Genomic DNA, 26,023 nt, shown 5'->3' on the forward strand with positions numbered 1-26,023 from the left:
CCATGCCCGAGATCAACATCGACATCGGAGGCCGTACCTTCCAAGTGGCGTGCCAAACCGGCGAAGAACATTTCCTGCAAACCGCCGCCAAGCTGTTGGACAACGAAGCCAGCGTGCTGGCCGACCAGATCGGGCGCATGCCGGAAACCCGTATGTTGCTGATGGCGGGCTTGATGCTGGCGGATAAAACCGCAGGCGTCGAAGAAGACCTGCGTGCGGCCGAAGACCGGCTTGATAAGATGCGCCGCGAATTGGAGAGCTTGAAATCTTCCCCGCCGCAAACAGTTGAAGTGCCCGTCATACCGGCCTCGGTCACTGACACGCTGGCAGAAATTGCTGCGCGGTCCGAAGCGCTTGCAGAAGCGCTTGAGGCTAAGCGCGCCTGATATGCTGGAAAGCGGTCACGAACACGTGATCGCTTTCTTTTGCATCAACGTGAAACTTATCTGATCCCGTTCTCGTGGGTTCTTGCATAGCCGGGCAGTTCGCCCTGCTCCATGTAAAGGACCACATCAATGATCAAACACTTCCTCGCCGCCAGCGCCGCAACTCTTTCCCTCACAGCAACAGCAATCGCAGCTAACCCGAATGTGGGTGGTGCGCCGATGTTTGAATCGAAAAACATCGTAGAAAACGCCGTAAATTCTGCCGACCACACGACATTGGTTGCCGCCGTAAAGGCAGCTGGTCTGGTCGAGACACTTGCGAGCGCGGGCCCGTTCACCGTCTTCGCACCCGTAAATGCAGCCTTTGACGCCCTGCCCGCCGGCACCGTCGAGACATTGTTGAAACCGGAAAACAAAGCCCTGCTGACCAAAGTGCTGACCGCCCATGTGGTCGCTGGCAAGATGTCGGCTGCGGATATCTCTGCCAAGGTCCGCGCCTCCGACAACGGCTTTTACCAGTTCCTGACCGTATCGGGCGACACATTGTCGGCCACTATCAAGGACGGCAAGCTCTAAATCGTGGATGAAAGCGGCAACGGAGCTGGCATGACCATTCAGGACGTCAACCAGTCCAATGGCGTCATCCACGTAGTGAACTCGGTTCTTGTCCCGAAATAAGCCCACGGTTTCACTGCACGCAAAAATCAGGGTGGCCACGCTTGGCCGCCCTTCCCCTCCTGCCCCGTCATAAGGACACCCAGCCATGAATAGCCCCAACCGCCGCACTTTCCTGCTTAGCGCCAGCGCTGTCGCTTGCTTCTCGTCGTCGGGACAGGCCGCAGGAACTTTCGAAATCACCCGCACCGATGCGCAATGGCGCGCGATGCTGACGGAGACACAGTATTTAGTAATGCGCAAAGAGAAGACGGAGAACCCCTATTCCAGCCCGCTCAATGACCAAAAAGCTGCGGGGACTTACATCTGCCGCGGCTGCGACCTGCCGCTCTATGCGTCGCGGACAAAGTACGACTCCGGCACCGGCTGGCCGAGCTTCACCGCTCCGTTGAAAAACGCAGTGGGAACCAAGCCGGACAACACTTTGTTCACCACCCGCACTGAGGTGCATTGTCGCCGCTGCGGCAGCCATCTGGGTCACATTTTTGATGACGGTCCTGCACCGGCGGGGAAACGCCACTGCCTGAACGGCGCCAGTCTGGTGTTCGTGGCGAAGTGAGTCGCCACGGGTTGGCAATCTGCGCGCTCGCAAATCGTTAACGCTAACACGGAAACTGCGGCAATCTGCGCCTGCGGATTGTTGATGTGTTAACGCTAACAGCCTCATTTTTAAGCCAAATCAAGCTATCCATATGTGGTGCCGCCCCTTATACCCCTAACAAGACTGAGCGGAGCGCAGAGGAACCAGTGACCATGACCACAACCGTAGCCATTAACGGGTTTGGCCGTATCGGCCGTTGCACACTTGCCCATATCGCCGAAAGCGCGCGCAACGACATTCAGGTCGTCGCAATCAACGCCACCGGCCCGATCGAGACCAACGCGCATTTGCTGAAATACGACAGCGTTCATGGCCGCTTTGGCCAAGAGGTCCGCGTGGACGGTGACACGATGGACATTGGCCGTGGCCCGATGAAGGTGTTCTCGACCTACAATCCGGAAGATCTGGACTGGAACGGTGTCGACGTCGTGTTGGAATGCACCGGCAAGTTCAACTCCAAGGAACAGTCCGAAGTCCACCTGACCCGCGGCGCCAAGCGCGTGTTGATCTCGGCCCCTGCAAGCAATGTCGACCGCACCATCGTCTACGGCGTGAACCACCGCGACCTGCTGCCGGAGCACCGCGTGATTTCCAACGGCTCCTGCACCACCAACTGCCTCGCCCCCTTGGCAAAAGTCCTGAACGACGCCATCGGCATCGAGCGCGGCATCATGACCACGATCCACAGCTACACCGGCGACCAGCCGACATTGGACCGTCGTCACGACGACCTGTACCGCGCCCGCGCAGCCGCCATGGCAATGATCCCAACCTCCACCGGGGCTGCGAAAGCCTTGGGCGAAGTTCTGCCGGAACTGGCAGGCAAGCTGGACGGCACCGCGATGCGCGTGCCGACACCGAACGTCTCCGCCGTGGACCTGACCTTCGAGGCCTCCAAGGACGTCACCGTCGAGGATGTGAACGAGGTTGTCCGCGAAGCCGCCGCCGGTCATATGGGTGCGGTGCTCAGCTACGACCCCGAGCAGAAAGTCTCCATCGACTTCAACCACACAAACTACTCGTCGATTTTCGCGCCCGACCAGACAAAGGTTGTCGGCGGGCGCACGGTTCGGGTATTGGCGTGGTATGACAACGAATGGGGCTTTTCCTGCCGCATGGCCGACGTGGCCGCTGCAATGGGACGCCTCTGACACCCCAGAGGGCCCTAGGCTTACATGACCAACAAGATAGCTATCGTTTTGGGGCTTCTAATCGTCGGCATATTCGCCGCTGACCTCTTTGTGTTCGGCTGGGATTTGCACATCTTCTTGGGCAAGAAACTAATGGTCCTGACCGAGTATATGGCGTTCTGGCGTTAAGTGGTGGCCGGGCTGCCGGAGACGGCTTTGGTGATCGAGAGATTAAACCCCCTTCGCTCCCTTGAAAAGCCGCCGCGCCTCTCCTCCAAGCTCATCCGCAAGGTCACGCGGTGACTGTCCAAACTCGGAAACGCCAGAAACATCCGCACCAGCGTTGAGGAGTGCCTCTACTGCCGCAAAATCCTGCTGCTTGAGGGCAATATGAAGCGGTGTCTCTGACATATCACCGACCGCGTTTACATCTGCTCCAGCCTCAATGAACTTCAGCACTGCATAGGTATTATTGCGCCACAGCATCACATGTAGCGGCGTATCGCCATCAACATCGCGACTATTCAAAGTCACGCCTGCTTCTCCCATTCCCTCTGGAAAAAGGGTGTCTGAGCAAGAGGCCAACATGTCCTCTAGAGATTCTCTCGTTTTTGGCTTCTTGGACATTCTGAGGGATCCCGGATGTATGATGCGATATGTCGAAGACCGCCTTGCTGATAAACAAGCACGTTGGCAATTTGATGACAATAAGCGCAAGCCCAGTAAGGCCCGAGCGTCGATTCCACTTCAAAAATCCTGCTCACTTACTGCGTCCTGTTATCGACCCAAAGCTTGACCTTTGCCCCAAAATGTAATTGTTAGCGGTAACAGAATTTTTCCAATCTCCCATCAGGAGGGTCTCCCCCATGTCAGTTAAAGTCGCCATCAACGGATTTGGCCGCATCGGCCGCAATGTACTGCGTGCCATTATCGAAAGCGGTCGCACCGATATCGAGGTCGTCGCAATCAACGATCTTGGGCCAGTCGAGACCAACGCCCACCTGCTGCAATACGATTCAGTCCATGGCCGTTTCCCGCAAGAGGTTGTGGTCGACGGGGACACCATCGACGTGGGTCGCGGCCCGATCAAGGTCAGCGCCATTCGCAACCCTGCCGACCTGCCATGGAGCGACGTGGACATCGTGATGGAATGCACCGGCATATTCACCTCGAAAGAGGCCTGTCAGGCCCATCTGGAAAACGGCTCGTCGCGCGTTCTGATTTCTGCCCCCGGCAAAGATGCAGACAAAACCATCGTCTACGGCGTCAACCATGACAGCCTGACGAAGGACGACATCGTCGTCTCCAACGCGTCTTGCACCACCAATTGCCTGTCACCCGTCGTCCACGTGCTGCAAGACAACATCGGCATCGTCAAAGGCTTCATGACCACGATCCACAGCTACACCGGCGACCAGCCGACGCTGGACACGATGCACAAAGACCTCTACCGCGCCCGCGCCGCTGCTTTGTCGATGATCCCGACGTCCACCGGAGCCGCCAAAGCCGTGGGCCTTGTTCTGCCCGAACTGGACGGCAAGCTGGACGGTGTGGCTATCCGCGTGCCAACCCCGAATGTCTCGGTCGTCGATCTGACATTCGAGGCCAGCCGCGACACAACGGTAGAAGAGGTCAATGCCTTGATGTCCGCCGCCGCCGAAAGTGGTCCATTGAAAGGCATCCTCGGCTACACCGAGAAAAAGCTGGTCAGCTCCGATTTCAACCACGATCCGCGCTCGTCAATCTTCGCAGCAGACCAAACCAAAGTTCTGGACGGCCGCATGGTCCGTATCCTGACCTGGTATGACAATGAATGGGGCTTCTCCAACCGCATGGCGGACACTGCCGTTGCGATGGGCAAACTCCTCTAAGCTTCATCTTGGTATAAATATTCAAATCACACGACTGGATCACGCGGCCCGCTCCTTATAGAAGCGGGCCGTAAGCATATAACGGGGATGGCACGCAGATGGCTTGGAAAACACTCGACGACATGGACCTGACCGGCAAACGCGTTTTGGTTCGCGTGGACATCAACGTGCCCATGGAAGATGGCCACGTCACCGACACCACCCGCATCGACCGGATTGTGCCCACCGTGCGTGACGTGCTGGCTGCGGGCGGCATACCGATCCTGATGGCGCATTACGGCCGCCCCAAGGGCAAGGTGGTGCCAGAGATGTCGCTGAGCCATGTGGTCCCGACCCTGTCCGACATTCTCGACCAGCCTGTCGCCTTCATCGACGGCAATTACGGCGATCGTATCGCGGCACTGCAGGCCGGAGACATCGCTCTGTTGGAAAACCTGCGCTTCAACCCGGGCGAAGAGGCCAATGACGCCAACTTCGCACAACGCCTCGCCTCGCTGGGCGATGTCTATGTCAACGATGCGTTCTCTGCTGCGCACCGTGCGCACGCCTCGACCGAAGCGCTCGCCAAGCTGTTGCCAGCCTGCGCAGGCCGTTTGATGCAAGAAGAGCTGAGCGCGCTGGAAGCCGCCCTTGGTACGCCAGAGCGCCCTGTGGTTGCGATTGTTGGCGGCGCCAAAGTGTCGACCAAGCTCGACCTGCTGGGCAATCTCGTGGAAAAGGTCGACCATCTGGTGATCGGGGGCGGCATGGCCAACACCTTCCTTGCCGCGCAAGGGATCGACGTGGGCAAATCTCTGGCCGAGCATGAGATGGCCAACACCGCCCGCGACATCATCGCCAAGGCCAAGACAACCGGCTGCGAAATCATCCTGCCGCGCGACATCGTTGTCGCCAAGGAGTTCAAGGAAAACGCACAACATCGAACTGTTGCCGCTGGCGCCTGCCCCGAGGATCAGATGATCCTCGATGCCGGTCCCGAGACGGTGGACTACATCAAAGGCGTGCTAAAGGACGCCAAGACGCTCATCATGAACGGCCCGCTTGGCGTGTTCGAACTGGCGCCGTTTCACAAAGCGACCTTCGACGTGCTCGACGAAATTGCACGCCAAACGAAGGCGGGTGATTTGGTCTCCGTCGCTGGCGGTGGCGATACCGTGGCCGCCGTGAATGCGAGCGGGCATGAGAGTGATTTCACCTATATCTCCACCGCGGGCGGCGCGTTTCTGGAGTGGATGGAGGGCAAGACCCTCCCCGGTGTCGCCGCGTTGGAAGGATAAACTATGGGCTTTGTGCTGATCACCGGAGCTTCCGAGGGGATTGGCAAAGCCATCGCCCATCGCGCCGCACAAGACGGGCGCGACCTGATCCTGAGCGCGCGTTCGGAAGACAAATTGGAAGCGCTTGCAGGCGAGCTGCGCCAGATCGGACGCGATGTTCATGTGGTAATTGCAGATTTGAATGCGGCGGACGGAGCGAAAAAGCTTTGGGCCAAGGCCACGCAAATCGGCCAGATCGACGTGCTGGTGAACAATGCGGGGCTTGGCATCAACGGGCCTTTCGCCGAAACCGACACCGCCCGCGAAGAGGCCACAGCACAGGTCAACATGATCGCGCTGACCCAGCTGATGAAGGCGGGCGTGCAGCACATGGGACATCACGGCGGCGGCAAAATCCTCAACGTGTCCTCCACAGGCGCGTTTATGCCCGGCCCTCAGATGGCAGTGTATCACGCCAGCAAATCTTACGTGCTGTCGCTGTCCGAGGCGGTCGCGCAGGAACTGGCAGGGAGTGATATCACCGTCACCGCCTTGTGCCCCGGTGCGACCAAAACCGAGTTTTTCGAAGATGCCGACATGAAAGACGTCAGGTTACTGAAACTGGGCCTGATGATGACCGCCGAAGACGTGGCCGAGGCGGGTTGGTCCGGTATGATGCGCGGCAAGCGGGTGATCGTGCCGGGATTTATCAACAAGGTCTTCGCTGTGCTGCCCCGCTTTACCCCGCGCGGGCTTCTCACATGGATTGTCGCGCAGTTTTACGTGCGCTCCTGAGCGCCGTTAGCGCAACCGTGATTGCAACCGCACGGCCCCTCGCCTAGAGATTGCGCAACTTAGCGTATCCAAGGCGAGGCCCATCATGTCGAACTCCGAACAACTCGAACAAATCCGCAACGGCAACGGCTTCATCGCCGCGCTGGACCAGAGCGGCGGCTCGACCCCGAAAGCATTGCGCCAATATGGCGTCACCGAAGACGCCTACGCCAACGACGACGAAATGTTCGACCAGATCCATCAGATGCGCACCCGCATCGTGAAGGCTCCGGCCTTTAACGGCGACAAGGTCATCGGCGCGATCCTGTTTGAGAAGACAATGGACCGCGAGATGGACGGTGTCCCCTCCGGCAAGTTCATCTGGGAAGACAGTGGCGTCGTCCCGTTCCTGAAAATCGACAAAGGTCTGGAAGCCGAAGCCGATGGCGTCCAGTTGATGAAACATATCGACGGTCTGGATGCGTTGCTGAAACGCGGGGTGGAAAAGGGCATGTTCGGGACGAAAATGCGCTCGGTCATCAACGCAGCGTCGGCCTCCGGCATCGCGGCCAACGTGGCGCAGCAGTTCGATCTGGGTCGCCAGATCATGGGCCACGGTCTGGTGCCGATTATCGAGCCGGAAATAAACATCACCATCGCTGACAAGGCCGACGCCGAGGCGATCCTGCTGGTGGAACTGACAAAGCAATTGGATGCCCTGCCCGAGGGCAAAAACGTGATGCTGAAACTGACCCTTCCAGAGGTCGCGAACCTGTATCATCCGCTGGTCAACCATCCCCGCGTGATGCGCGTTGTCGCGCTTTCGGGCGGCTATTCCCGCGCCGAGGCCAACGCCCGCCTGTCCAAAAACACGGGTGTGATTGCCAGCTTCTCTCGCGCGTTGACCGAAGGGTTATCGGCGCAGCAAACCGACGCCGAGTTCAACGAGCTGATCGCAGCAACCATCGACAGCATTTATCAGGCGTCTGTGGCGGGATAATCGGCAAAAACCCTAATAAAAATGCTGATTTAGCAATTTAGGGGATTCACAAACCGAATCACATGTGCGATTCATATCGGGCAGCGTCCGCAAAGAGGCGCATCCCGAGGTTTACATTGACCAATTCGCGCACCACCTTTGGCATCACGCCCCTGCTGATCTTTTCGGCCTTCTTCCTCATGGGGGCGTATTTCGTATTTGCAGCGGTGCAAGGCGACTACGGGATTTTCCGGCGTGTGCAAGTCGAGTCCGAGATTGAAACCCTACGCAGCGAGTTGGACGCATTGGAAGCCCAAGTGGCCGACATGCGCAACAAGACGCGGCGACTCTCCGACAATTACCTCGACCTCGATCTGCTCGACATGCAGGCCCGCGCAACGCTTGGCCTGATGCGGTCCGACGAAATCCTGTTGCGCTAACCCGATATAATTCCTCATTTTTATGGTTCCCCTGCGCGTCCATGGTAAAAGTTACCATGCGGCACCTAAACGGGGGTGATCTTTCTGAAAAGCTCTGGTAAAAGATAGTTTAACGTTAAACTATACCCTTTTGCGCTAAGATTTTTGGGAGGATTGCCAGCATGGCCGCCAAGAAAACCACCAAGAAAGCGAATGTCTCGAAGGAAGAGCTTCTCAGCTACTACCGCGACATGCTTTTGATCCGTCGTTTTGAAGAAAAAGCGGGCCAGCTCTATGGCATGGGCCTGATCGGCGGTTTCTGCCACCTCTACATTGGCCAAGAGGCCGTGGTTGTGGGCTTGGAAGCGGCCACCAAGGACGGCGACAAGCGCATCACATCCTATCGTGACCACGGCCACATGCTGGCCTGCGGCATGGACCCCAAAGGCGTCATGGCCGAACTGACCGGCCGTGAAGGCGGCTATTCCAAGGGCAAGGGCGGATCCATGCACATGTTCTCCAAGGAGAAGCATTTCTACGGCGGCCACGGCATCGTGGCAGCGCAAGTACCGCTGGGTGCGGGCCTCGCCTTCTCCGACAAGTATCGTGGCAACGACAATGTGACGTTTACCTATTTCGGCGACGGCGCCGCGAACCAAGGTCAGGTTTACGAGACGTTCAACATGGCGGCCCTGTGGGACCTGCCGGTGATCTTCGTGATCGAAAACAACCAATATGCCATGGGCACCGCGATGGCCCGCTCCACTTCCTCCCCCGACATCTACACCCGTGGTGCTGCCTTCGGCGTCAAGGGCGAAGCGGTCGACGGCATGGACGTGTTGGCGGTCAAGGAAGCCTCCGAGAAGGCCGTGGCGCACTGCCGCGCAGGCAAGGGCCCGTATATTCTGGAAGTGAAAACATACCGGTATCGCGGCCACTCCATGTCCGACCCTGCGAAATACCGGACCCGCGAAGAAGTGCAGAAAATGCGCGACGAGCGGGATTGCATCGAACAAGTCCGCGACATTTTGCTGACGGGCAAGCACGCGACTGACGAGGACCTGAAGGCCATCGACAAGGAAATCAAAGGCATCGTGAACGAGGCCGCCGAATTCTCCAAAGAAAGCCCGGAGCCCAGCTTGGACGAGCTTTACACAGACATCTATATGGAAGCGGAGGCTTAAGACATGGCGACCGAAATTCTAATGCCCGCCCTCTCGCCCACCATGGAAGAAGGCACCCTTGCCAAATGGCTCGTGAAGGAAGGCGACACTGTCTCCTCCGGCGACATTATGGCTGAAATAGAAACCGACAAAGCCACGATGGAATTTGAAGCCGTCGACGAAGGCATCATCGGCAAAATTCTGATCGCGGAAGGCACCGAAGGCGTCAAAGTGAACACCGCCATCGCCATTCTGGTCGAGGAAGGCGAAAGCGCCGACGACGTTGAGGCGTCTTCTGGTGGTGGGTCTGACGATGACGAGGACAAAGCCCCGATCGACGAGCCAATGTCCGCCAACCCCGGTGCGCCTGTTACGGTGGTTGTTCCCGCCGAAATGGACATCCCCGAAGGCACCGAAATGAAACCCACCACGGTCCGCGAAGCCTTGCGCGACGCCATGGCCGAGGAAATGCGCCGCAGCGAAGACGTGTTCCTGATGGGCGAAGAAGTGGCCGAGTACCAAGGCGCTTACAAAATCTCCCAAGGGTTGCTGGACGAGTTCGGCGCCAAGCGGGTTATCGACACCCCCATCACCGAGCACGGCTTTGCCGGTATCGGTGTCGGCGCTGCGTTCGGTGGTCTAAACCCGATCGTGGAGTTTATGACCTTCAACTTCGCCATGCAGGCGATTGACCATATCATCAACTCGGCGGCCAAGACGCTCTACATGTCCGGTGGCCAGATGGGGTGCCCGATTGTGTTCCGTGGCCCGAACGGGGCTGCTGCGCGCGTTGGTGCACAACACTCCCACGATTACGCCGCCTGGTATTCCCAAATCCCAGGTTTGAAAGTGGTCATGCCCTACTCGGCAGCCGACGCGAAAGGGTTGTTGAAATCCGCCATTCGCGACCCGAATCCTGTCGTCTTCCTCGAAAACGAAATCCTCTACGGCCAGTCCTTCGATGTGCCTGTGATGGACGATTACACCGTGCCGTTGGGCAAAGCCAAAATTTGGCGCGAGGGAACGGATGTCACCATCGTCAGTTTCGGAATTGGCATGAAGTACGCCTTGGAAGCCGCTGATAAGTTGGCAGAAGACGGGATCAACGCCGAAGTTCTGGATCTGCGCACGCTGCGCCCGATGGACACTGGTGCGATCATTGAAAGCGTCAAGAAGACCAACCGTTGCGTGACCGTGGAGGAAGGCTTCCCCGTCTGTTCTATCGGCAGTTACATCAGCTCGGTCCTGATGCAGGAAGCGTTCGACTACCTCGACGCCCCCGTTATCAATTGTACCGGCAAGGACGTGCCTATGCCGTATGCCGCGAACCTCGAAAAGCTGGCGCTGACGACGACCAAAGAGGTCATCGACGCCGTCAAAGCTGTCACCTACCGTTAAGGAGCGTAGATCATGCCAATCGAAATTCTCATGCCCGCGCTCTCGCCCACGATGGAAGAGGGCACATTGGCCAAATGGCTGGTGAAGGAAGGCGACACCGTCAACTCCGGCGACATCATGGCCGAAATCGAAACCGACAAGGCGACCATGGAGTTCGAAGCCGTGGATGAGGGCGTAGTCGGCAAGATCCTCATCGCGGAAGGCACTGACGGCGTGAAGGTGAACACGCCCATCGCTGTGCTGCTGGAAGATGGCGAAAGCGCCGATGACATCGGCAAAGCGTCCTCGTCCACCCCGAAAGAAGAGCCCAAAGCTGCACCAGAAGATGCAAAGCAGGATGCTCCTGTCGAAAAATCTTCCCCCGCGGCCCCTGCTCGCGCAGATGGTGATCGCGTTTTCGCATCACCTCTGGCGCGTCGCATCGCGGCGGATAAGGGCATTGATCTTGCAGATGTCAAAGGCTCCGGCCCCAAGGGCCGCATCGTCAAAGCCGACGTGGAAGGTGCGACCGCTGCCCCCAAGAAAGCCGATACAGCAGCGCCCGCTGCGTCTTCGGCAGCGCCCGCGGGTGCCGCAATGGCCGCAGGACCGACAACCGACCAAGTGCGCAAGATGTACGAAGGCCGCGAATACGAAGAACAGCCGCTGGACGGCATGCGCAAAACCATTGCCGCACGTCTGACAGAGGCCAAGCAATCGGTGCCGCATTTCTACCTGCGCCGCGACATCCAACTGGATGCGCTGCTCAAATTCCGCTCCACTTTGAACAAAACGCTGGAGCCACGGGGCATCAAACTGTCCGTTAACGACTTCATCATCAAAGCCTGCGCGCTGGCGTTGCAGCAAGTACCGGATGCGAACGCTGTTTGGGCGGGTGACCGTACGCTAAGCCTGAAACCATCGGACGTTGCAGTCGCCGTAGCCATTGAGGGCGGGCTGTTCACACCGGTGTTGAAAGACGCCGAGATGAAGTCGCTGTCAGCGCTATCGACCGAGATGAAAGACCTTGCTGCGCGTTCCCGTGACCGCAAACTGGCCCCGCATGAATATATGGGCGGCAGCTTCGCGATCTCGAACCTAGGCATGTTCGGCATCGACAATTTCGACGCCATCATCAACCCGCCTCACGCCGCAATTCTGGCAGTTGGTGCCGGAGCCAAGAAACCCGTTGTTGGTGAAGACGGTGAGTTGAAGGTCGCGACAGTGATGTCCACGACGCTCAGCGTCGATCATCGTGTGATCGACGGGGCGCTCGGGGCCAACCTGCTCAATGCGATCAAGGACAATCTTGAAAACCCGATGGGCATGCTTGCATAACAAAAAAAGGCCGGATCGTTTGATCCGGCCTTTTAAGATTTAATCTTTTGTATCAGCCCTTTGTGCCAATCATTTGATCCATAGAGATTGAAGGATGAGTGCAACCGGCTTCGCCGACGATCTTGGCAGGAACCCCCGCCACAGTCTTCATCGGAGGCACCGCTTCCAGCACAACAGACCCTGCCGCCACGCGAGAGCAGTAGCCCACGGTGATGTTACCCAACACCTTCGCACCGGCACCTATCAGCACACCGTTTTCAATTTTCGGATGACGATCATCATGCTCTTTACCCGTCCCGCCCAGCGTGACCGAGTGCAGCATCGAGACGTTGTCGCCCACAACCGCCGTCTCGCCAATGACGATCGAGTGGGCGTGGTCAATCATGATGCCTTTGCCGATCCGCGCTGCAGGATGGATATCCACCCCAAATGCTTCAGACGTCCGCATTTGCACGAAATAGGACATGTCCTTGCGGCCCTGGTTCCAAAGCCAGTGACCAATGCGATACGCTTGGATCGCCTGAAATCCTTTGAAGAACAGCACTGGCTGCAAGAAGCGATCACAGGCCGGATCACGGTCGAACACCGCGACAATATCCGCCCGCGCAGCCTCGCCCAGCCATGGGTCCGCAGCATAGGCCTCATCCGTAATCTCGCGCAAGATTTGCTCGGACATTTCCGGTGAAGCCAGCTTTTGTGAAAAGCGGTAGGCTAAGGCCGATTCAAGCTTCTCATGATGTAGCAATGAGCCGTGGATCAAACCGCCCAGAAGTGGCTCAGCAGCAATGGCCGCACGCGCTTCTTCTGTGATCTGAGCCCAGACCGGATCGATCTCCGCCAGTTTGGGGTTGGAATGTGCCATCACTTTTCCTTTCGGGTGTTCCCGTATACTTACACCACATAGGTAAAATCTGGCAATTCCAAACCCCTGTCACGCGCAAAAGCGTGATAACTCCAATCACCGTCAGTTATGCTCGCGGAACATCGAACCGCAGCAGGTGCACTGACAGCCGTATCGTACCTGCCGCAAAATCCCCACCATTCGCCGTTAACTTCAACTGGGTGTTGCTATAGTAGGCTTGCGGTTGGCTCGTCAGTCCGCGCACCCACGACCCTGTACCGATCCCGTAGCCCGACCCGTATCGTGTGTCCGAGACATCAACCCCTAACGACCAATCGCTCAACGTTCCCGTGATTGCTGTAACAACCAATCCTGTAACCGCCAGAACCACCGATCCTTGAGGAATAACAAAGCCGGTCAATGCAGTCGTCCCCGCGCTCAGGTCGAAATCGAACTCCACTGTCTCCGCCCGCATGGCCGCACCAAAGGGCGATGACGACAATACATTGTCGAGCCATTCTGTGCCGTCAAAACTAACGCTCACGGCTTCATCGCTGACATATAGCCGCCAACCGGACAAGGGTGTCAGGAAATCCCAGCCACCATTCAGATAGAACGCCAGTTTTCCATCCTCACCATCCCAGGCATTCACACCCCCAAGGGGCACAAGATAACACGTGCCCTCCTCCACGATTGCCGGTGGCGTCGCCAAGGATCGGCTGACCACGCTCAATTGCAACGCCGCATCAATGCGGGCGAGCGCCTCGTTCACCGTGACATGTTTCTGGGCCTGCGATGCCGCAAGCAAGGGAAGTTTTAGGGTTGCTGTATCAGCCATTGATTTCGATCCTTGAATAAAGTCCCGGTCCGAAGCGCAAGGACACCTGCGCCACTTCGATGTTGTAAGGGCCGGTCAGGCCGTCTGCTGTTTGTGCAGCGCTGGCATAGGTCCAAATCGGCGTTCCGACTTCTGTCTCCCGCACAACGCTGCCACCTTGAGACACACGCACCACGTATCTTTCCGCCTCTTCGCCGAGCGGAACCTCGACAGAGGCCCAGCTGTCGCCATCGACCCGCGTTCTGCGTATCCAACTCACCTCTAGATCAGCGCCAAACCTGCGGGATTTGAGATGCGCCGGCGCATAGGGTCGAAGTCCAACACCCTGAAATGCTTCGACATAATATCGAAATGACGGATCGTCATAGGGCCGCAGAGACGGCCCGATCCGGTAATGCCGCGCCAATTCGCGTGATGATAGTTCCATGCCGATCTGTGCCGGACCACCGTCAAGCATCACAAAGCGGCTCCCCACTGGCCAGCTATCAGGCGTCAGCCCGTCGCTGCCTGCTTGTCCGCGCAACAGGTCGGAAAGGTCATATGTATTTGCTGCCACAAGATTTGCTGACGCGAACTGGATGATTTCCCAGCGCTCCGACGACCCATCGCCGATGGCAGCGACATTCGCCCCGTTCAACACTGCGTCCCGCGACACGGAGTTGAGCGAAGCTCCGGACATGGTGACCCGCAACGGCTCTCCTCGTTGCCACAAGCCACCCTCCGCACGCCCGAGCGAAGTGGCCAATACGCCCATGCGCGCAGGGGTCTCTATCACTGTATTCAACGCGTAACCGCTATCCTCAGACGAACTGTAAACAGCAACCCCGCCTGGCCAAGGTCGTGCAGATGCGGCAACATAAGGCGCGTGGGCAACCTCGTCCCCTTTAAGCAGTGGAAGGTCCATAAACTGGGCCGATACTGGCACCGGCACCGAGAACGGGCGCACCTCTCCGACGCTTTCGACCGCTTCGCTGGGCGTGTATATCTGCCGCTCTACCCGCACGGCTTCAATCCGACGAGCGCCCCGATCCTCCACGCGGTCGACGCGGTACAGCGTCTGGTCTCCACGGGCATCAGTCAGCTCAGCCAAATCGCCAGCGCGCAGGTCACTGCGTGACGGTGGTAAAGAAAAGCTCACCCCGTCGCGCGCAACACGCGCCTCCGACAACCACCGCTCTGCAATCGTGGTTGCCTCGGCGTCGGTCAAGGCCAGCGGCAACTCGTTTTGCGTCACGTCCGCATTGCCATCATGGGGGAACCTCGCATCCGAAACACGCGCCACAAACTCCCCCTCGGCCTCGACATATCCAAGGCGCACCTCGCCTACGGTTTCGGCCTCAGGCGCACGCACCTGTTCAAGCACCGCTTCTTGTCCGTCAACAACGAACTCAGACGCGTCCACCGTCTGCTTGTTGGCCTCTTTGCGTGCTTGGAATACCACCTTGCCACCGCGCTCGATTGCATCGAACCCCAGCGCGATCATCAAGGGCTGCAAGGCCGAGCGCGGCGTGTCGAACTCGGCAACACTGAAACCGCGCACTACCCCGTGCAAATCGCTCGCGTTATATTCCGACAGCCCGACACTCTCGCAAAGCTCTCCCACCACATGCGCGAGTGGCATCACCGACGTGCGGCCCGTAAGCCAATGTCCCGTCACGTGGTTTTGACCGTCGCTCCAAACGGACAGGTTGCTTGGAAAGTCCGGCCATGGTCTTGCATCCCACGCCCATACGAAAGCCCGCGACATGTCGACCATGGGCCCATCATAAATGGGGCTTATGGGGTTATTGTCTGTGGACCCGAAGAACCCGTAGTAGGCGCGCAGGTACTGCATCTGGACGTAGTCGTCCCGCTTACCCTTGGAAAAATACGGGATAGCGCTCTCGCTCGACTTCGGATCAAGGAACTTGTTGGGCTGGTTCGGCCCCTTGTCAATCGCAGCACATCCCATTTCGGTAAACCAGATGGGTTTGGACTGCGGTTCCCAAGCGCTCGACACCGAGGAGCGCATGCCGCCAACGCGGTCATGATGCGCTTGCCCCCACCAGTTCCATAGATCTTTGTAGCGATACACCCATGGCTCCCCGTGGGCGCCATCTTCAATTGGTGTTCGTATCTGTAGGGCCCGCTCCTCGTCGTCGCGGTAGTACCAATCATACCCCTCACCCCCGCGAATATTGGCGCGCAGGTAATCCAGATCATAAATCGAGCCGGCCTTCGCATCCAAATGCGCATCGCCGTCCCGCCAGTCCGCGATGGGCATGTAATTGTCGATGCCCACGAAATCGATCTCGTCATCTGCCCAAAGCGGGTCCAGATGGTACAGTAAATCACCAGACCCGTCCTGCGGTTGATAACCGGCATATTCCGACCAATCCGCAGCGTAGCCGATCTTGACGTCCGGTCCCAAAATGCCGCGCACGTCACCTGCAAGAACTCGCAGCGCCTCAACCGCAGGAAAGCTCCCGCTATCATCGCGAATTTGCGTAAGCCCGCGCATCTCAGAGCCGATGCAAAACGCATCAACACCACCAGACGCCGCGCAAAGATGCGCATAGTGTAGGATGAACCGGCGATAGGAATACTCGGCGGGGCCGCTATAGCTCACCGCGCCATCATCCACCGTGAAATCGGAAACCTGCGCACTCCCCATGAACGCGGCAACCTCGGCATAAGCCGCCGCCGTGCCATCGGTCGAGCCCCCAACGCCCACGGCTCGGTCGGACGTGATCCTGCCCCGCCACGGCAGCGCGGGTTGCCCCGTATCCCCGCTATAGGGATCAGGCAGCGTATTTCCCTCGACCTGGTCCATCAGGATGAACGGGTAGAACATCACATCTTGGCCGGCATTTTTCAGCGCGGCAATCGCCTCAATGACCGAGGCATCCGACGGCGTCCCCCCGTAGATCGGTGCGCCGTCTACACGTGCAACCGCTTCGGCCTGTTCACGGGCTATGCCCGAGACCGACCAAACCGATGGGTCAGCCCCACCGACGGGCGTGCTTCCGATTGAGAAGTTGCCGTCCGCTTTATCCTCCACCTTCGGGGTTATCTTGCAATGCCCAGCGCGTAAATCATCACCAAACCAGCTCACCACCAGCGAAGTAGAGCGGCAGTTTGGCAGCTCCCCCGTCAAAGCATCCAGCGACGACACCAAATCCGGCACGCCTTCCGCGCTGTTCACATTCGCGGCGGTTTCTTCACCCAACGCGCCCTTGCGGTAGATCGGTGTCGTCGCCAAGGCAAACTCTCCCGAACCCGGCATTAATGCGACGGCTTCGACAATATCCGACATCAGCGGCTCGCTCACGCCTTCGGCACGAGACGGGCGGATCACCTCGAAGGTCAGTTGCGGCACTCGGTTACCAAATTCGCTCAGATCCATGTCTTCAATCACGACATAAGCAAGACCACGATAAGCGGGGATGGTGCCTTCCCCTTCAATGGCGCTCATCACGGGGTCGGGCTGCTGCTCCTTGCTTCCGGTGTAAACCCGCAAGCTCAGGTCGGATTTGCGAATAATCGTCCCATCTGCCCATATCCGCCCGACCCGTGCGATTTCGCCTTCGCACAAAGCAACGGCAATAGAGATGCAGTAGCTGTACTGCCGGCTGGTCGCCTTCGGCCCGCCCCCCTTGCCACCGCGTTGTTCGGTAACGGTAACTTTTTCTTTGAACTGCGAGGTCCAAATCACGTTGCCCGGCACCCGCATCCGTCCGAAAACGCGCGGCACGACGCTGCCCTCGCTGGCCCCCATCACCCGCATCCGGTCCAAGCGACCCGTCTCGACCGTCTGGGAACCACTCCCCATCAAACGCTGGTCAATGGCACGTCCGATGGTCGCGCCAATCGCCCGCCCGATCACGACCGAGCTAATCCCGAACGCCCCACTGCCCAAAACGCCGCCAACAGCGGCCCCTGCCGCGGAGAGAAGTATCGTTGCCATCAGCTACCTGCTTTCGGAAATTCAAATCGCGCGACGACGCGCCGTGCCCAAGGCTCCGAAAACGGAGACTCCACTACCCCATGCCCCGAATAGGCATGGATAAATTTCGGGGCTTCCCCCAAGACCGAGGCAATCCCCAGATGCTTGGCCACCCCCTGCTCTCGCATGCGAAACAGCACCACGTCGCCTAGCGCGGCCTCATCCCGCACCTTGGCAACCAGCCGCCGCCGCGCCGCTGCCCACAAACGCTCCTCGCCCTGAGGCTCTGACCAGTCTGCCGAATATGCAGGCACGTGTTCAGGCTCTGCACCATAAACAGCCCGCCACACCCCGCGCAAAAGGCCAAGGCAATCCGCCCCCGCCCCCTTGCAACTCGCTTGGTGGCGATAGGGCGTGCCGATCCATGCCCGCGCCTCCTGCACGATCTGTTCAGACACCCCACTCATTTGTAACGGCTCCCACCATCATTCGCGCCCGAGTCCTGTGGGTAGGTCATCAACCAATCCTCCCCCGGAATATGCGGAAACCCTTGAAAGTTCTCGATGTTCTGAAACTTCAAACGACAGGTCTCGATCCGCTTGTCGCACCCTGCTTCCAGCAGCACGGTATCACCGACCTCAACAGGCATCCGCAACTCTTCCCAAAGCTCGATCACCCGCGCGCCATCCACGATGCGGTCATTTTTGACCATCGCCACCAGCCCGTCAGCCTGCCCCGACCGCACTTCAAGACGTCCGCGTTCGAACCAGCGATCATCAAATCCAGCTAGGGACGCAAAACGGAACACCCGCCCCGCCTCAACTTGCTCAACCGCAACTTCCGTCCGGTAGCCAGCGGCGCTCAAATTCACGCAACAGCGCTTGTCCCCCAAAACAGCCTGACACGGCTTCTGATACACCCGCCCCACAGGTGTGTTCAGTACCTCCGACAGCCCGCGCAGCTCCGCATGAAACGCGCCATCCGCCCGCTTCAACTCCCCGATGGAGCCTTTGAACTGCACCTCCCGCGCCGCCACGTCGCGCCAGTTCACCAGCCACGCCGTCACCTCCGACCCGTCAAAGCGCCCCGCGTTGATATCAGCATCGGTCACCGCGTCATCCGAGAGCGCTCCGACGGCTTCAGTGTTGTCGACCGCGAGCCCAGTGACCTGCTGCAACGCACTTGCCGTCAGTCCTGTATCAGCCTTGAAGTCCACCCCTTCAAAGGACAGACCTTCGTCATGGTCTGTAAAGCCGAACACTCGCCCGTCGCGCCGCATCACCGCCCAGCAGCGGCATACAGTCGTCAGCCCACCCGCAAGATGCTCCTGCAAACTCATACGCGCACCTCCACGACCGGGACGCTCGGCACGTCACCCGCCTGAAAGCTCGCTACACTCGTCTGGATCGCGTCCACCGCAAACCGCACAGGCACGTCGAATTCGTATCCGGCGGTAATTTCAACACCTGCATCCGGTGCCTCACCAAAACTCACGACACCCGTATTAAGATCAATCTCCCAATCCACGCCCTCTTGCAGCACGATGCCGTCAAACCCGACCAACACGGTCCCTGAAACCGGCTTCTTCACAGGTCGCGCGTAGTCATACCCGCCAGACGCATAGGTCTTGATCAACGGCCACTCCGTTTGAACGCCATTCCCACGCCCGATCACCTGATCCTCGAAGGTCACATCGCCAGATGCCTTGCACGAGCGGAAGTCTGACCAGTCCTTCCACCGGAACCCGTAAAGCTGCCCTTGGCGCGCCTCGAAAAACGCCACCATGGCCTCCACATCATCCAACGACCGCATGCCCACGCCCGCGTCATACCGCCTGCGCGAATGCGCCCAAGGCGTGTTGCGCTCCTCGAAGCCGTTGGCGAGGGTCACAACTTCCGTGCGCCGCTCAGGCCCCCCGAGCGAGCCAAAGGACAAAGACGCCGGAAACCGTACTTCATGAAAATTCATCGACTGGCCCTTTCTAGGATTAACGGTTGCGCTGGCCGCGGCTCAAGGCCCGGCCCATCTGTGCTGCAATCTGGCTTTGCGAGCGCTGGAACCCCGCCACATCGGGCGTGGAGATATTCATCACCACCTGCACCGGCTGGCTGCCCCCGCCAGCGCGCACGCCAAGGCTGCCATCCGGCCCGCGCGCTAATGGCATAATCGCCTCGGGCCCCGCCTCGCCCATCAGCCCCATGCCACCACGCATGGCAAAATTCGTGGGCGAGCTGACGACCCCCCCCTTTGCAAACGGCATCACTCGGCCCTGGCTGAACGTGCCGCCCTTCTCAAACGGCAATATCCCCGAAACCAGCCCGTTCATCCCGTTGGCAATCACCTCGCCCAACCCGTTCTGGATCGGCCGCATCGCGGTGTTATACGCTGCGTTGATCATGCTCTCCGCCACGGTCTTCAAAGCGTCCGACAGCTTCATCCCGTCAAACGCCAGCCCGTCAAAGGCCTTACGCAAGCCACCACCAATCGACAGCGACAAGGACGCCACCTCCTTAGAGGTGTAGAGCATGGTCGAGCGCATCGCCGCCAACTCCGTCTCGAAGGTGCTCACGACCACTTCCGCGCCACCCAGCGACGACTCCAAGCCTTCAATGCGGCCTTCCAGCCCGTCAATCCCGTCCAAAACACCCATCACGGCGCTCCCTTCATGTCGCTATACATCCGCTCCAGCTCTGCCAGCCGGGCGCGGTTCAATGGCTTCTCGACCGCCTCCAGCCCCAGCACCAAAACCAGCTCCGCAGGGGTCAGCGCCCAAAACTCCGCAGGTTTCAATCCGCCGGCAACGCCAACCCGCAGCAAGGCGGACCAGTCAAAGCCGCTCATGATCCTTGCGTGGTGAAGGCCCGTGCCAGCAGTTGCGCCGCCAGTTTGGTGCATTCCAGCAAGCCACCTTCGATTTCCGAGGACACTAAATCCGCCGCCACGCCACGCCAGCCGCCACCCCGCAGCCCTGCCACGATCAGCGCCAGTACGTCCCGCGTTGAAAACTTGCCCGCTTCGAACCGCTCGATCAGGTCCAACACCGTTTCGCCCTCCAGATCAGCCTCCAACTCAGCCAGCGCCCCGAGCGTCAGGCGCAACTCATGCGCCTGACCGTCCAGCACCAAACGGACCTCGCCCGCCCAAGGGTTTGCCATTACGGCCCCACCGGCGCGTCAAGGATCGGCGTGAACGTGAGCGCCCCCGCCGAGGCCAGCGACATCTCATACGTCGCCTCCCCCTCCAGCGCGCCCGCATAGTCGATCGAGCCGATCTGGAACGCGCCCTCCACGATCCCGAAATCAGGAATGATCACCTGAAACTGTGGCACTTCCCCGTCAAAGAATATCTGCCGCGCCCGTTCGTCGGTCCCTTCGTCGCGGAACACACCCGAGCCGGAGATCGCCGCACTCTTCACGCCAGCCCCCGCCAACAACTCGCGCCAGCCGCCCGCGCTCTCCATCGAGGTCACGTCCACCTGCTCCGCATTGAACGAAATCCGCGTGGCGCGAAGCCCTGCGATGGTCTCGAACTGCCCGTCGCCGGTCAGATCCACTTTCAACAATAAGTCCTTGCCGCGTTGCACGCCCATGGCTCATCTCCATTCATATTTGATTAAGGTTAACGCGCGCCTCAAAGAGCACCCGCCCCCATCATTGCTTCAAAAATACCTAACTCCGCCGCCCGCCTCGGGCGCAGTCCAAAGACAGGGCGTCATCCGTCATCCACCCGCGCCCGAAACGTCAGATCAATCCTGCGCGCGTTGCCGCGCTCCGCCCGCGCCGCCTTCGCCTTCAGAAACCGGCACGACACCAACCGCCCGCGATCCAACGCCAGTTCCGCGTCGATCAACACGTCGCACACCGAAACTCCGGCCTGTTTGGCGGTGGAAAACCCCGCCGCATCCGTCACCACGGAAATAACGAACTCATGGACCGCACCGCCACCTGATCCGTCAGATCCGGCCCGCACATTCTCCGGCCCCAAGGTCACGTATAAATCCGGCAAGCTGCCCGCAGGCTCCGCGTCAAACACTGCGCCACCGACCAGCGCGCTCAACTCCGTATCGCCCGCCAACGCGCCATACACTGCCGCCTGCAAGGAGGCTGAAACTGCATAGGTCATCCCGCGACCTCCTCTGTGGCAAAGCAAGTCAGATAGCGGGCGTCCGTGTCGTACTCCGCCACGCCGACAATCCGGAAGACCCGCGCCCCTTCCCGAAACCGCTGCTCCGGCTTGGGCCGCGCCTCCGAGCCAACAGGCGCACCGCGTACAACGATCCGGTAAGGCACCGTCGACACCGTCACCCCTGCCCCGAACCGCTCGCGGCCGGACCCCGCCTTTACCCGCGCCCACATATTGCCCAAAGCAACCCAGGCTTCGGTGTAGCCGCCCGCCCCGTCCGCGACGCGGACCGCATGTTCCAGCGTCAGGCGTCTGTTCAACTCCACGCTCATGCGCGGGCACCCAACACACGAATGTTGCGGTACGGCTCCAACAGCGACACAACGCCGAACGGCATCACGCCATCGGGGCCGCTCAAATCGTCACGGTGCTCGTAATAATACGCGCCCAGTAGCTGCACCGCCTGTTGCAGGTCGGCTGGAATGTCGTCCCAGCTCGGGCCAAAGCCCGCCGTAAACGTCACAACACCTTCGCCACCTTCCGCAATCGCAGGCAGGCTGCGGCCCAAAGCGAACAAGCGCGGGCGGTGCGTGTCGCGTTCCAACCCATACAGCTCTTCCGCCACCTCACTCACCACGCCATCCGCACCGCGCAGGGCTACGCTGGCAATCGCAGTCACAGGCGCCGCCGGCAGCGGTTGATGCCCGTAGGCTGCCCACCGTGTCCGGCGCCATTGCAGAACCCGCTCGAACAATATCTTGCCGGTGCGGGCTTCGATCGCAGCCAACGCCGCACGGAGATACCCGCCCAGCACCTCGTCTTGCAGGCTCGCGTCGGCAAAGCCCGACCCTAGCCGTAAATGCGCCTTGAACGCGTCCAAGGGCAAAGCCTCGGCGGGGGTGGTGGTCAGATCAACCAGCTCCATCATCCATCTCCAAACGGGTCTGTTTCAAAAATCAGGGAATGGGGGTCGGGCGGGATGCTCCACGCCCGACCCACCCGCTCAAGAAACTGCGAACTTCAGCAGCTTGATCGCAGCAAAGTCCGACACATCGCCGCCCACGCGCTTGGTCGCATAGAACAGCACATGCGGCTTGGCCGAGAACGGGTCACGCAGGATGCGCAGGTCCGGACGCTCCGCGACAGTGTAGCCCTTGGTGAAGTCACCGAACGCAATCGCCGTGGCACCCGATGCGATATCCGGCATGTCCTCGCCGATCAGCACCGGATAGCCCATCAGTCGCGCAGGCTCGCCCGCCGCCAGACCGTCCGACCACAAGAAGCGCCCGTCCGCGTCCTTCATCTTGCGCACGGCCCCCGCCGTCTTGGAATTCATCACGAACGCCGCGTTGGCACGGTAACGTGCCCCCAGCGAATACACCAAGTCCACAATGCTCTCCGCCGGTGTGCCGGAGGCAAAATCGCCATCCACGCCCGTCGCGATGTAGCCAATGTTGCCCCAAGTCCAGAAGGCGTCATCCACGGAAGTATGCGTCAGGAAGCCTTTGGGCTTATCCACCCCGTCACCCTTGATGAACGCTTCCGCCTCTGCTGCCGCGAACTTGTCCGCAATGCGACCAGCCAGCCAGCCTTCCACGTCAAACGCCGCGTCATCCAGCAAGCGTTGTGATGCTTTCGGCAGCGCCGACAGCTCGTGCAGCGGGATGGAGATGCGGTCGAACTGTGGCGTTTCCGTCTCGGTCGCCGCTGCTTCCGTGGCCCAGCCAAAGCCCAGCTCGGTGTGGTCCACCAGCACGTCGTAGGATGTCGCCTCGACATTCACCACATTGGCAATCGCACGCAGCGAGGCCGAGGATTTCAGCACCGTCGCCACCGTGTCCGATGTCTGCGGGTCCACCAGATAGCCGCCATCGGCGGCCACGGCGGTGGTCAGCCCTTTGACCTCGACTTGCAGGCCGCGCAGACCATCGTCATCGCCACTTCGTAGATAGGCTTGAAAGGCCTTCTGGTGAGGCACCTCTGCCTCGACAGCGGTGGACAATGCGGGGCGTGCCGCACGGGCGAAATTCTTGCGATCCAGATGGGTCATACGGTCTTCCTGTGTTTGAAGTCGGGATTTAACGTCGGCCTGAAACTGGCCGAAATCATTCATAAATCCGGCCATCTCCTCGGCCAGATCAAAAGCCGGAGCGTTGCCATCGGGCAGACGCCCTCCGGCCCGGGACTTTGTCTCGGGTTTGGTCATGTCATGTCCTGCATGTTGCTACGTTTGGTGCTCAGCCTTCGCTGAGCGTGTGGCGCAAGGTGCGGAAGACGCCCGCCAGATCCTGCGCCGAAGTATTCAACGCGAGGTCGCGGGCCTTCGCCCCCACCCGCGCCTTTTGAAGCATCGGGAAGGTCACCAAGGACACCTCCCACAACTCCAGCTCTGCCAAGTGCCTCCGGCCTTTGGCATCCCGTTCGGCCTTCACCGTCCGGTATCCGATGGACAGCCCGTCAATCGCGCCGGCCTCGATCAGCGCGGCGGCCTCGAAGCCCTGCCGCGTCTCGGTCAGCAGCCGCCCCTTGACGTACAAGCCCCGCGCGTCCTCGCGCACTTCGTCCCAGACGCCAATCGGCTGGGCGGGGTCATGCTGCCACAGCAGCTTGACCTTGGTGCCACTAACTTTCAGCCGCTCTAGCGAGCCGCCATAGGCCCCCTTGGTCACCACATCGCCGCCCTGATCCACTTCGCCAAACAGCGAGGCATAGCCCGAGATCGTGGCATCAGCGCCAAGCTCCACCTGATCCCCGATCTGGCAAAACTTGTGCTCCAGCTCCGGCCCGTAATAGTCTGACATCATAGTATTTCCTTGTTCAGTCACGGCAGAAAAACACCGGTCACAGTTTCCTTGAGAACAGCCGCAGCCACCCCGAAAATCGTCAGCCAGACCCGCCTGTCCAGACGTTCCAATCGCGTCTCGATCTGCCCCAGCCGGTAGTCCAGCGCGGTCCAGCGTTCCGCCTGCACCCGCTCCAGCGCTTCCAGCTTCAGCAATGGGGCCACCTCGACGCCGCTTTGAAACGGCTCGTAGAGATAGCGCGATCCGCCGCCCTTATGCGGGCGGTCCTTGTCCTCCATCAGCTTGCCTCCGCAGGCAGCCCCAGCAGCACGCGCTTCTCAGCCGCACTCAGGAAGTCCGCGTTCGCCACCCGCTTCCACTGCGCTTCGCGCTCCACGCCCAAAGCGGGGATCTGGTCCAGATCAGCCGACAGCGTCACCGCCTCGCCGGACAACTCCCCCAGCCAGTGCGATACCGCCCCCAGCACCTTGCCCGCCATCGGCAACACCGTCAGGCGATAGAAGGCACGGTTCGCTTCCGCGTAATTCGCATAGGTCGCATCGCCGGGAATCCCCAGCAGCATCGGCGGCACCCCGAAGGCCTGCGCAATCTCGCGCGCCGCGGCTTCCTTGGTCTTCTGAAACTCCATGTCCGAGGGCGAGAACCCCATCGGCTTCCAGTCCAGACCACCCTCCAGCAACATCGGCCGCCCCGCATTCCGCGCGCCCTGATGGTGCGCTTCCATCTCGACCTGCAACCGCTCGAACTGGTCATTGGTCATCGCTTGCTGGCCATCACCGCCCTTGTAGACAATCGCCCCCGAAGGCCGCGCCGCGTTGTCCAACAAAGCCTTGGACCACCGCGAGGCGCTGTTATGCACGTCAATCGCCGTCGCCGCCGCTTGCAAGGGCGAGAACCCGTAATGATCGTCCTGCGGATGGAAGCTGCGGATATGGCAGATCGGGGCCAGCTCTCCCGTCATGTCAAAGCGATGCTTGCGCCCGCCCACTGCGTATTCATACGCCGCAGGCCAGCCATCCGCGCCGGGAACCAAGCTCATCCGGTCCGAGCGCAGCACATGCAGCTCCACCGGAACGCCGTCGCCTAGACCCACGGCCTCCAGATACCCGTTCCCCGACAGCAGCAGCTGGCCATAGAGCGCTTCCAGCATCTCCGCGCGGCCCTGCGCTTGATTGGGCCGCGACATCAGACCCAGAACGGGGTGCGTGTCATAGCGCTGCGCCCCGTCCTGCAACACCAGTGGCAACGCCGCCGCCGCCTCCGCGATCATCTTCACCGACCGGAACCCGACAGGGTTCGACGCAAAGCCGGACCGCGTCAGCGACGGCGTGTCTCGTGGGCTCCAAGCAATGCCGCGCCCGCCATAAGCCAGCACTTTGCCCGTGGCCGAGGCTTTCACCTCCGGCACCTCCGCCCGCCCCACTTCAGTCTGGCTACGCCGCAAAAAGTCAAACACCATCATCCGGCTCCTGTTCGTCCCAAAAAGAAAAGGCCCCCGTGGTGCAATCCATGGGGGCCTCAATT

At 60.0% G+C, this 26,023-nt stretch carries 30 protein-coding genes and 1 pseudogene; 13 read left to right on the plus strand and 18 right to left on the minus strand.

The features are described from left to right. Positions 1–2: 2 nt before the first annotated feature. From BUB72_RS00775 to BUB72_RS18730, 5 genes and pseudogenes are all read left to right on the plus strand, one after another. Complete coding sequence (locus BUB72_RS00775; protein ID WP_073138989.1) at positions 3–386, plus strand: cell division protein ZapA; 384 nt, start codon at positions 3–5, stop codon at positions 384–386. A gap of 129 nt (positions 387–515) precedes the next feature. Beyond that, a pseudogene (locus BUB72_RS00780) lies at positions 516–1,064 on the plus strand (fasciclin domain-containing protein). An 85-nt stretch (positions 1,065–1,149) separates the two neighbouring features. Further along, complete coding sequence (gene msrB / locus BUB72_RS00785) at positions 1,150–1,620, plus strand: peptide-methionine (R)-S-oxide reductase MsrB (RefSeq protein ID WP_073138992.1); 471 nt, start codon at positions 1,150–1,152, stop codon at positions 1,618–1,620. A gap of 194 nt (positions 1,621–1,814) precedes the next feature. Next, the gene (gap, locus tag BUB72_RS00790; protein WP_073138995.1) at positions 1,815–2,813 is read left to right on the plus strand and encodes a type I glyceraldehyde-3-phosphate dehydrogenase; all 999 of its coding nucleotides are present in this window, start codon (positions 1,815–1,817) and stop codon (positions 2,811–2,813) included. Between the two features lie 24 nt (positions 2,814–2,837). Further along, positions 2,838–2,981 (plus strand): hypothetical protein, encoded by a 144-nt coding sequence (locus tag BUB72_RS18730; protein WP_175549101.1) that lies wholly within the window; start codon positions 2,838–2,840, stop codon positions 2,979–2,981. A 42-nt stretch (positions 2,982–3,023) separates the two neighbouring features. Here BUB72_RS18730 and BUB72_RS00795 read toward each other — a convergent pair whose 3' ends face one another. Next, positions 3,024–3,419, minus strand: a complete 396-nt coding sequence (locus BUB72_RS00795; protein WP_073138997.1) for an ankyrin repeat domain-containing protein — start codon at positions 3,417–3,419, stop codon at positions 3,024–3,026. Between the two features lie 239 nt (positions 3,420–3,658). On the opposite strand from BUB72_RS00795, the gene gap (BUB72_RS00800) reads away from it, so the two are divergent. From gap (BUB72_RS00800) to BUB72_RS00835, 8 genes are all read left to right on the plus strand, one after another. Then, positions 3,659–4,663 carry a type I glyceraldehyde-3-phosphate dehydrogenase gene (gap, locus tag BUB72_RS00800; protein WP_073139000.1) on the plus strand — a complete coding sequence of 335 codons (1,005 nt, stop codon included), beginning with the start codon at positions 3,659–3,661 and terminating at the stop codon, positions 4,661–4,663. A gap of 98 nt (positions 4,664–4,761) precedes the next feature. Further along, complete coding sequence (locus tag BUB72_RS00805; RefSeq protein ID WP_073139003.1) at positions 4,762–5,940, plus strand: phosphoglycerate kinase; 1,179 nt, start codon at positions 4,762–4,764, stop codon at positions 5,938–5,940. Positions 5,941–5,943: 3 nt separating this feature from the next. Further along, entirely contained in the window at positions 5,944–6,714 is a 771-nt protein-coding gene (locus tag BUB72_RS00810) for an SDR family NAD(P)-dependent oxidoreductase (protein WP_073139006.1), read from the plus strand. Between the two features lie 85 nt (positions 6,715–6,799). Then, complete coding sequence (locus BUB72_RS00815) at positions 6,800–7,693, plus strand: fructose bisphosphate aldolase (RefSeq protein ID WP_073139010.1); 894 nt, start codon at positions 6,800–6,802, stop codon at positions 7,691–7,693. 179 nt (positions 7,694–7,872) lie between these two features. Next, a complete protein-coding gene (locus BUB72_RS00820) occupies positions 7,873–8,112 on the plus strand; it encodes an FtsB family cell division protein (protein ID WP_245814696.1) in 240 nt (79 codons plus the stop codon). 161 nt (positions 8,113–8,273) lie between these two features. Then, positions 8,274–9,275 (plus strand): pyruvate dehydrogenase (acetyl-transferring) E1 component subunit alpha, encoded by a 1,002-nt coding sequence (gene pdhA, locus BUB72_RS00825; RefSeq protein WP_073139016.1) that lies wholly within the window; start codon positions 8,274–8,276, stop codon positions 9,273–9,275. Between the two features lie 3 nt (positions 9,276–9,278). Further along, a complete protein-coding gene (locus tag BUB72_RS00830) occupies positions 9,279–10,652 on the plus strand; it encodes a pyruvate dehydrogenase complex E1 component subunit beta (RefSeq protein WP_073139020.1) in 1,374 nt (457 codons plus the stop codon). 12 nt (positions 10,653–10,664) lie between these two features. Next, complete coding sequence (locus BUB72_RS00835; protein ID WP_073139023.1) at positions 10,665–11,969, plus strand: pyruvate dehydrogenase complex dihydrolipoamide acetyltransferase; 1,305 nt, start codon at positions 10,665–10,667, stop codon at positions 11,967–11,969. A 52-nt stretch (positions 11,970–12,021) separates the two neighbouring features. Here the strand turns inward: BUB72_RS00835 and cysE are convergent, their stop codons facing one another. The 17 genes from cysE to BUB72_RS00920 all read right to left on the minus strand — a co-directional run bounded on the left by cysE (position 12,022) and on the right by BUB72_RS00920 (position 25,958). Continuing rightward, positions 12,022–12,831, minus strand: coding sequence for a serine O-acetyltransferase (gene cysE / locus BUB72_RS00840; RefSeq protein WP_073139026.1), 810 nt, complete (start codon positions 12,829–12,831; stop codon positions 12,022–12,024). Positions 12,832–12,937: 106 nt separating this feature from the next. Next, positions 12,938–13,648 carry a DUF2793 domain-containing protein gene (locus tag BUB72_RS00845; RefSeq protein WP_073139030.1) on the minus strand — a complete coding sequence of 237 codons (711 nt, stop codon included), beginning with the start codon at positions 13,646–13,648 and terminating at the stop codon, positions 12,938–12,940. Beyond that, entirely contained in the window at positions 13,641–17,594 is a 3,954-nt protein-coding gene (locus BUB72_RS00850) for a baseplate multidomain protein megatron (protein ID WP_073139033.1), read from the minus strand. Before BUB72_RS00850 ends, BUB72_RS00845 begins: the two co-directional genes overlap by 8 nt. Then, positions 17,594–18,040 carry an NlpC/P60 family protein gene (locus tag BUB72_RS00855; RefSeq protein WP_073139037.1) on the minus strand — a complete coding sequence of 149 codons (447 nt, stop codon included), beginning with the start codon at positions 18,038–18,040 and terminating at the stop codon, positions 17,594–17,596. Before BUB72_RS00855 ends, BUB72_RS00850 begins: the two co-directional genes overlap by 1 nt. Continuing rightward, a complete protein-coding gene (locus BUB72_RS00860; protein WP_073139040.1) occupies positions 18,037–18,912 on the minus strand; it encodes a DUF2163 domain-containing protein in 876 nt (291 codons plus the stop codon). Before BUB72_RS00860 ends, BUB72_RS00855 begins: the two co-directional genes overlap by 4 nt. After that, complete coding sequence (locus tag BUB72_RS00865) at positions 18,909–19,541, minus strand: DUF2460 domain-containing protein (RefSeq protein WP_073139043.1); 633 nt, start codon at positions 19,539–19,541, stop codon at positions 18,909–18,911. The genes BUB72_RS00860 and BUB72_RS00865 overlap by 4 nt, the downstream gene beginning before the upstream one ends. Before the next feature lie 19 nt (positions 19,542–19,560). Further along, entirely contained in the window at positions 19,561–20,223 is a 663-nt protein-coding gene (locus tag BUB72_RS00870; RefSeq protein WP_073139046.1) for a phage tail tape measure protein, read from the minus strand. Beyond that, positions 20,223–20,414, minus strand: coding sequence for a phage tail assembly chaperone (locus tag BUB72_RS00875; RefSeq protein ID WP_073139049.1), 192 nt, complete (start codon positions 20,412–20,414; stop codon positions 20,223–20,225). The genes BUB72_RS00870 and BUB72_RS00875 overlap by 1 nt, the downstream gene beginning before the upstream one ends. Further along, positions 20,411–20,728 carry a gene transfer agent family protein gene (locus tag BUB72_RS00880; RefSeq protein ID WP_073139052.1) on the minus strand — a complete coding sequence of 106 codons (318 nt, stop codon included), beginning with the start codon at positions 20,726–20,728 and terminating at the stop codon, positions 20,411–20,413. Before BUB72_RS00880 ends, BUB72_RS00875 begins: the two co-directional genes overlap by 4 nt. Further along, a complete protein-coding gene (locus BUB72_RS00885) occupies positions 20,728–21,162 on the minus strand; it encodes a phage major tail protein, TP901-1 family (protein ID WP_073139056.1) in 435 nt (144 codons plus the stop codon). Before BUB72_RS00885 ends, BUB72_RS00880 begins: the two co-directional genes overlap by 1 nt. Positions 21,163–21,284: 122 nt before the next feature. Then, on the minus strand, positions 21,285–21,695 hold the full coding sequence (locus tag BUB72_RS00890; RefSeq protein ID WP_073139060.1) for a DUF3168 domain-containing protein: 411 nt from the start codon (positions 21,693–21,695) through the stop codon (positions 21,285–21,287). Then, complete coding sequence (locus BUB72_RS00895) at positions 21,692–22,027, minus strand: phage head closure protein (protein ID WP_073139063.1); 336 nt, start codon at positions 22,025–22,027, stop codon at positions 21,692–21,694. Before BUB72_RS00895 ends, BUB72_RS00890 begins: the two co-directional genes overlap by 4 nt. After that, on the minus strand, positions 22,024–22,623 hold the full coding sequence (locus tag BUB72_RS00900; protein ID WP_342742134.1) for a head-tail connector protein: 600 nt from the start codon (positions 22,621–22,623) through the stop codon (positions 22,024–22,026). Before BUB72_RS00900 ends, BUB72_RS00895 begins: the two co-directional genes overlap by 4 nt. A 75-nt stretch (positions 22,624–22,698) precedes the next feature. Continuing rightward, positions 22,699–23,901 (minus strand): phage major capsid protein, encoded by a 1,203-nt coding sequence (locus BUB72_RS00905; protein ID WP_073139071.1) that lies wholly within the window; start codon positions 23,899–23,901, stop codon positions 22,699–22,701. A 31-nt stretch (positions 23,902–23,932) separates the two neighbouring features. After that, positions 23,933–24,496 (minus strand): HK97 family phage prohead protease, encoded by a 564-nt coding sequence (locus BUB72_RS00910; RefSeq protein WP_083588541.1) that lies wholly within the window; start codon positions 24,494–24,496, stop codon positions 23,933–23,935. A gap of 20 nt (positions 24,497–24,516) precedes the next feature. Continuing rightward, positions 24,517–24,777 (minus strand): GTA head formation protein, RCAP_rcc01685 family, encoded by a 261-nt coding sequence (locus BUB72_RS00915; protein ID WP_073139079.1) that lies wholly within the window; start codon positions 24,775–24,777, stop codon positions 24,517–24,519. Then, entirely contained in the window at positions 24,777–25,958 is a 1,182-nt protein-coding gene (locus tag BUB72_RS00920) for a phage portal protein (RefSeq protein ID WP_073139082.1), read from the minus strand. Before BUB72_RS00920 ends, BUB72_RS00915 begins: the two co-directional genes overlap by 1 nt. Positions 25,959–26,023: the final 65 nt, after the last annotated feature.

It is taken from the genome of Litoreibacter ascidiaceicola (assembly GCF_900129235.1).
GTDB lineage: Bacteria > Pseudomonadota > Alphaproteobacteria > Rhodobacterales > Rhodobacteraceae > Litoreibacter > Litoreibacter ascidiaceicola.

Bases quoted from the DNA above. Each gene is read 5' to 3' on its own strand.
- BUB72_RS00850 (WP_073139033.1), bottom strand. From the start codon at position 17,594: ATGGCAACGATACTTCTCTCCGCGGCAGGGGCCGCTGTTGGCGGCGTT.
- BUB72_RS00920 (WP_073139082.1), bottom strand. From the start codon at position 25,958: ATGGTGTTTGACTTTTTGCGGCGTAGCCAGACTGAAGTGGGGCGGGCG.
- BUB72_RS00860 (WP_073139040.1), bottom strand. From the start codon at position 18,912: ATGAGTTTGCAGGAGCATCTTGCGGGTGGGCTGACGACTGTATGCCGC.
- BUB72_RS18730 (WP_175549101.1), top strand. From the start codon at position 2,838: ATGACCAACAAGATAGCTATCGTTTTGGGGCTTCTAATCGTCGGCATA.
- gap (WP_073139000.1), top strand. From the start codon at position 3,659: ATGTCAGTTAAAGTCGCCATCAACGGATTTGGCCGCATCGGCCGCAAT.
- BUB72_RS00830 (WP_073139020.1), top strand. From the start codon at position 9,279: ATGGCGACCGAAATTCTAATGCCCGCCCTCTCGCCCACCATGGAAGAA.
- msrB (WP_073138992.1), top strand. From the start codon at position 1,150: ATGAATAGCCCCAACCGCCGCACTTTCCTGCTTAGCGCCAGCGCTGTC.
- BUB72_RS00845 (WP_073139030.1), bottom strand. From the start codon at position 13,648: ATGGCTGATACAGCAACCCTAAAACTTCCCTTGCTTGCGGCATCGCAG.
- BUB72_RS00865 (WP_073139043.1), bottom strand. From the start codon at position 19,541: ATGAATTTTCATGAAGTACGGTTTCCGGCGTCTTTGTCCTTTGGCTCG.
- cysE (WP_073139026.1), bottom strand. From the start codon at position 12,831: ATGGCACATTCCAACCCCAAACTGGCGGAGATCGATCCGGTCTGGGCT.
- BUB72_RS00880 (WP_073139052.1), bottom strand. From the start codon at position 20,728: ATGGCAAACCCTTGGGCGGGCGAGGTCCGTTTGGTGCTGGACGGTCAG.
- BUB72_RS00900 (WP_342742134.1), bottom strand. From the start codon at position 22,623: ATGATGGAGCTGGTTGATCTGACCACCACCCCCGCCGAGGCTTTGCCC.
- BUB72_RS00815 (WP_073139010.1), top strand. From the start codon at position 6,800: ATGTCGAACTCCGAACAACTCGAACAAATCCGCAACGGCAACGGCTTC.
- BUB72_RS00875 (WP_073139049.1), bottom strand. From the start codon at position 20,414: ATGAGCGGCTTTGACTGGTCCGCCTTGCTGCGGGTTGGCGTTGCCGGC.
- gap (WP_073138995.1), top strand. From the start codon at position 1,815: ATGACCACAACCGTAGCCATTAACGGGTTTGGCCGTATCGGCCGTTGC.
- BUB72_RS00890 (WP_073139060.1), bottom strand. From the start codon at position 21,695: ATGACCTATGCAGTTTCAGCCTCCTTGCAGGCGGCAGTGTATGGCGCG.
- BUB72_RS00795 (WP_073138997.1), bottom strand. From the start codon at position 3,419: ATGTCCAAGAAGCCAAAAACGAGAGAATCTCTAGAGGACATGTTGGCC.
- BUB72_RS00915 (WP_073139079.1), bottom strand. From the start codon at position 24,777: ATGGAGGACAAGGACCGCCCGCATAAGGGCGGCGGATCGCGCTATCTC.
- BUB72_RS00855 (WP_073139037.1), bottom strand. From the start codon at position 18,040: ATGAGTGGGGTGTCTGAACAGATCGTGCAGGAGGCGCGGGCATGGATC.
- pdhA (WP_073139016.1), top strand. From the start codon at position 8,274: ATGGCCGCCAAGAAAACCACCAAGAAAGCGAATGTCTCGAAGGAAGAG.
- BUB72_RS00835 (WP_073139023.1), top strand. From the start codon at position 10,665: ATGCCAATCGAAATTCTCATGCCCGCGCTCTCGCCCACGATGGAAGAG.
- BUB72_RS00870 (WP_073139046.1), bottom strand. From the start codon at position 20,223: ATGGGTGTTTTGGACGGGATTGACGGGCTGGAAGGCCGCATTGAAGGC.
- BUB72_RS00905 (WP_073139071.1), bottom strand. From the start codon at position 23,901: ATGACCAAACCCGAGACAAAGTCCCGGGCCGGAGGGCGTCTGCCCGAT.
- BUB72_RS00810 (WP_073139006.1), top strand. From the start codon at position 5,944: ATGGGCTTTGTGCTGATCACCGGAGCTTCCGAGGGGATTGGCAAAGCC.
- BUB72_RS00775 (WP_073138989.1), top strand. From the start codon at position 3: ATGCCCGAGATCAACATCGACATCGGAGGCCGTACCTTCCAAGTGGCG.
- BUB72_RS00895 (WP_073139063.1), bottom strand. From the start codon at position 22,027: ATGAGCGTGGAGTTGAACAGACGCCTGACGCTGGAACATGCGGTCCGC.
- BUB72_RS00910 (WP_083588541.1), bottom strand. From the start codon at position 24,496: ATGTCAGACTATTACGGGCCGGAGCTGGAGCACAAGTTTTGCCAGATC.
- BUB72_RS00820 (WP_245814696.1), top strand. From the start codon at position 7,873: ATGGGGGCGTATTTCGTATTTGCAGCGGTGCAAGGCGACTACGGGATT.
- BUB72_RS00885 (WP_073139056.1), bottom strand. From the start codon at position 21,162: ATGGGCGTGCAACGCGGCAAGGACTTATTGTTGAAAGTGGATCTGACC.
- BUB72_RS00805 (WP_073139003.1), top strand. From the start codon at position 4,762: ATGGCTTGGAAAACACTCGACGACATGGACCTGACCGGCAAACGCGTT.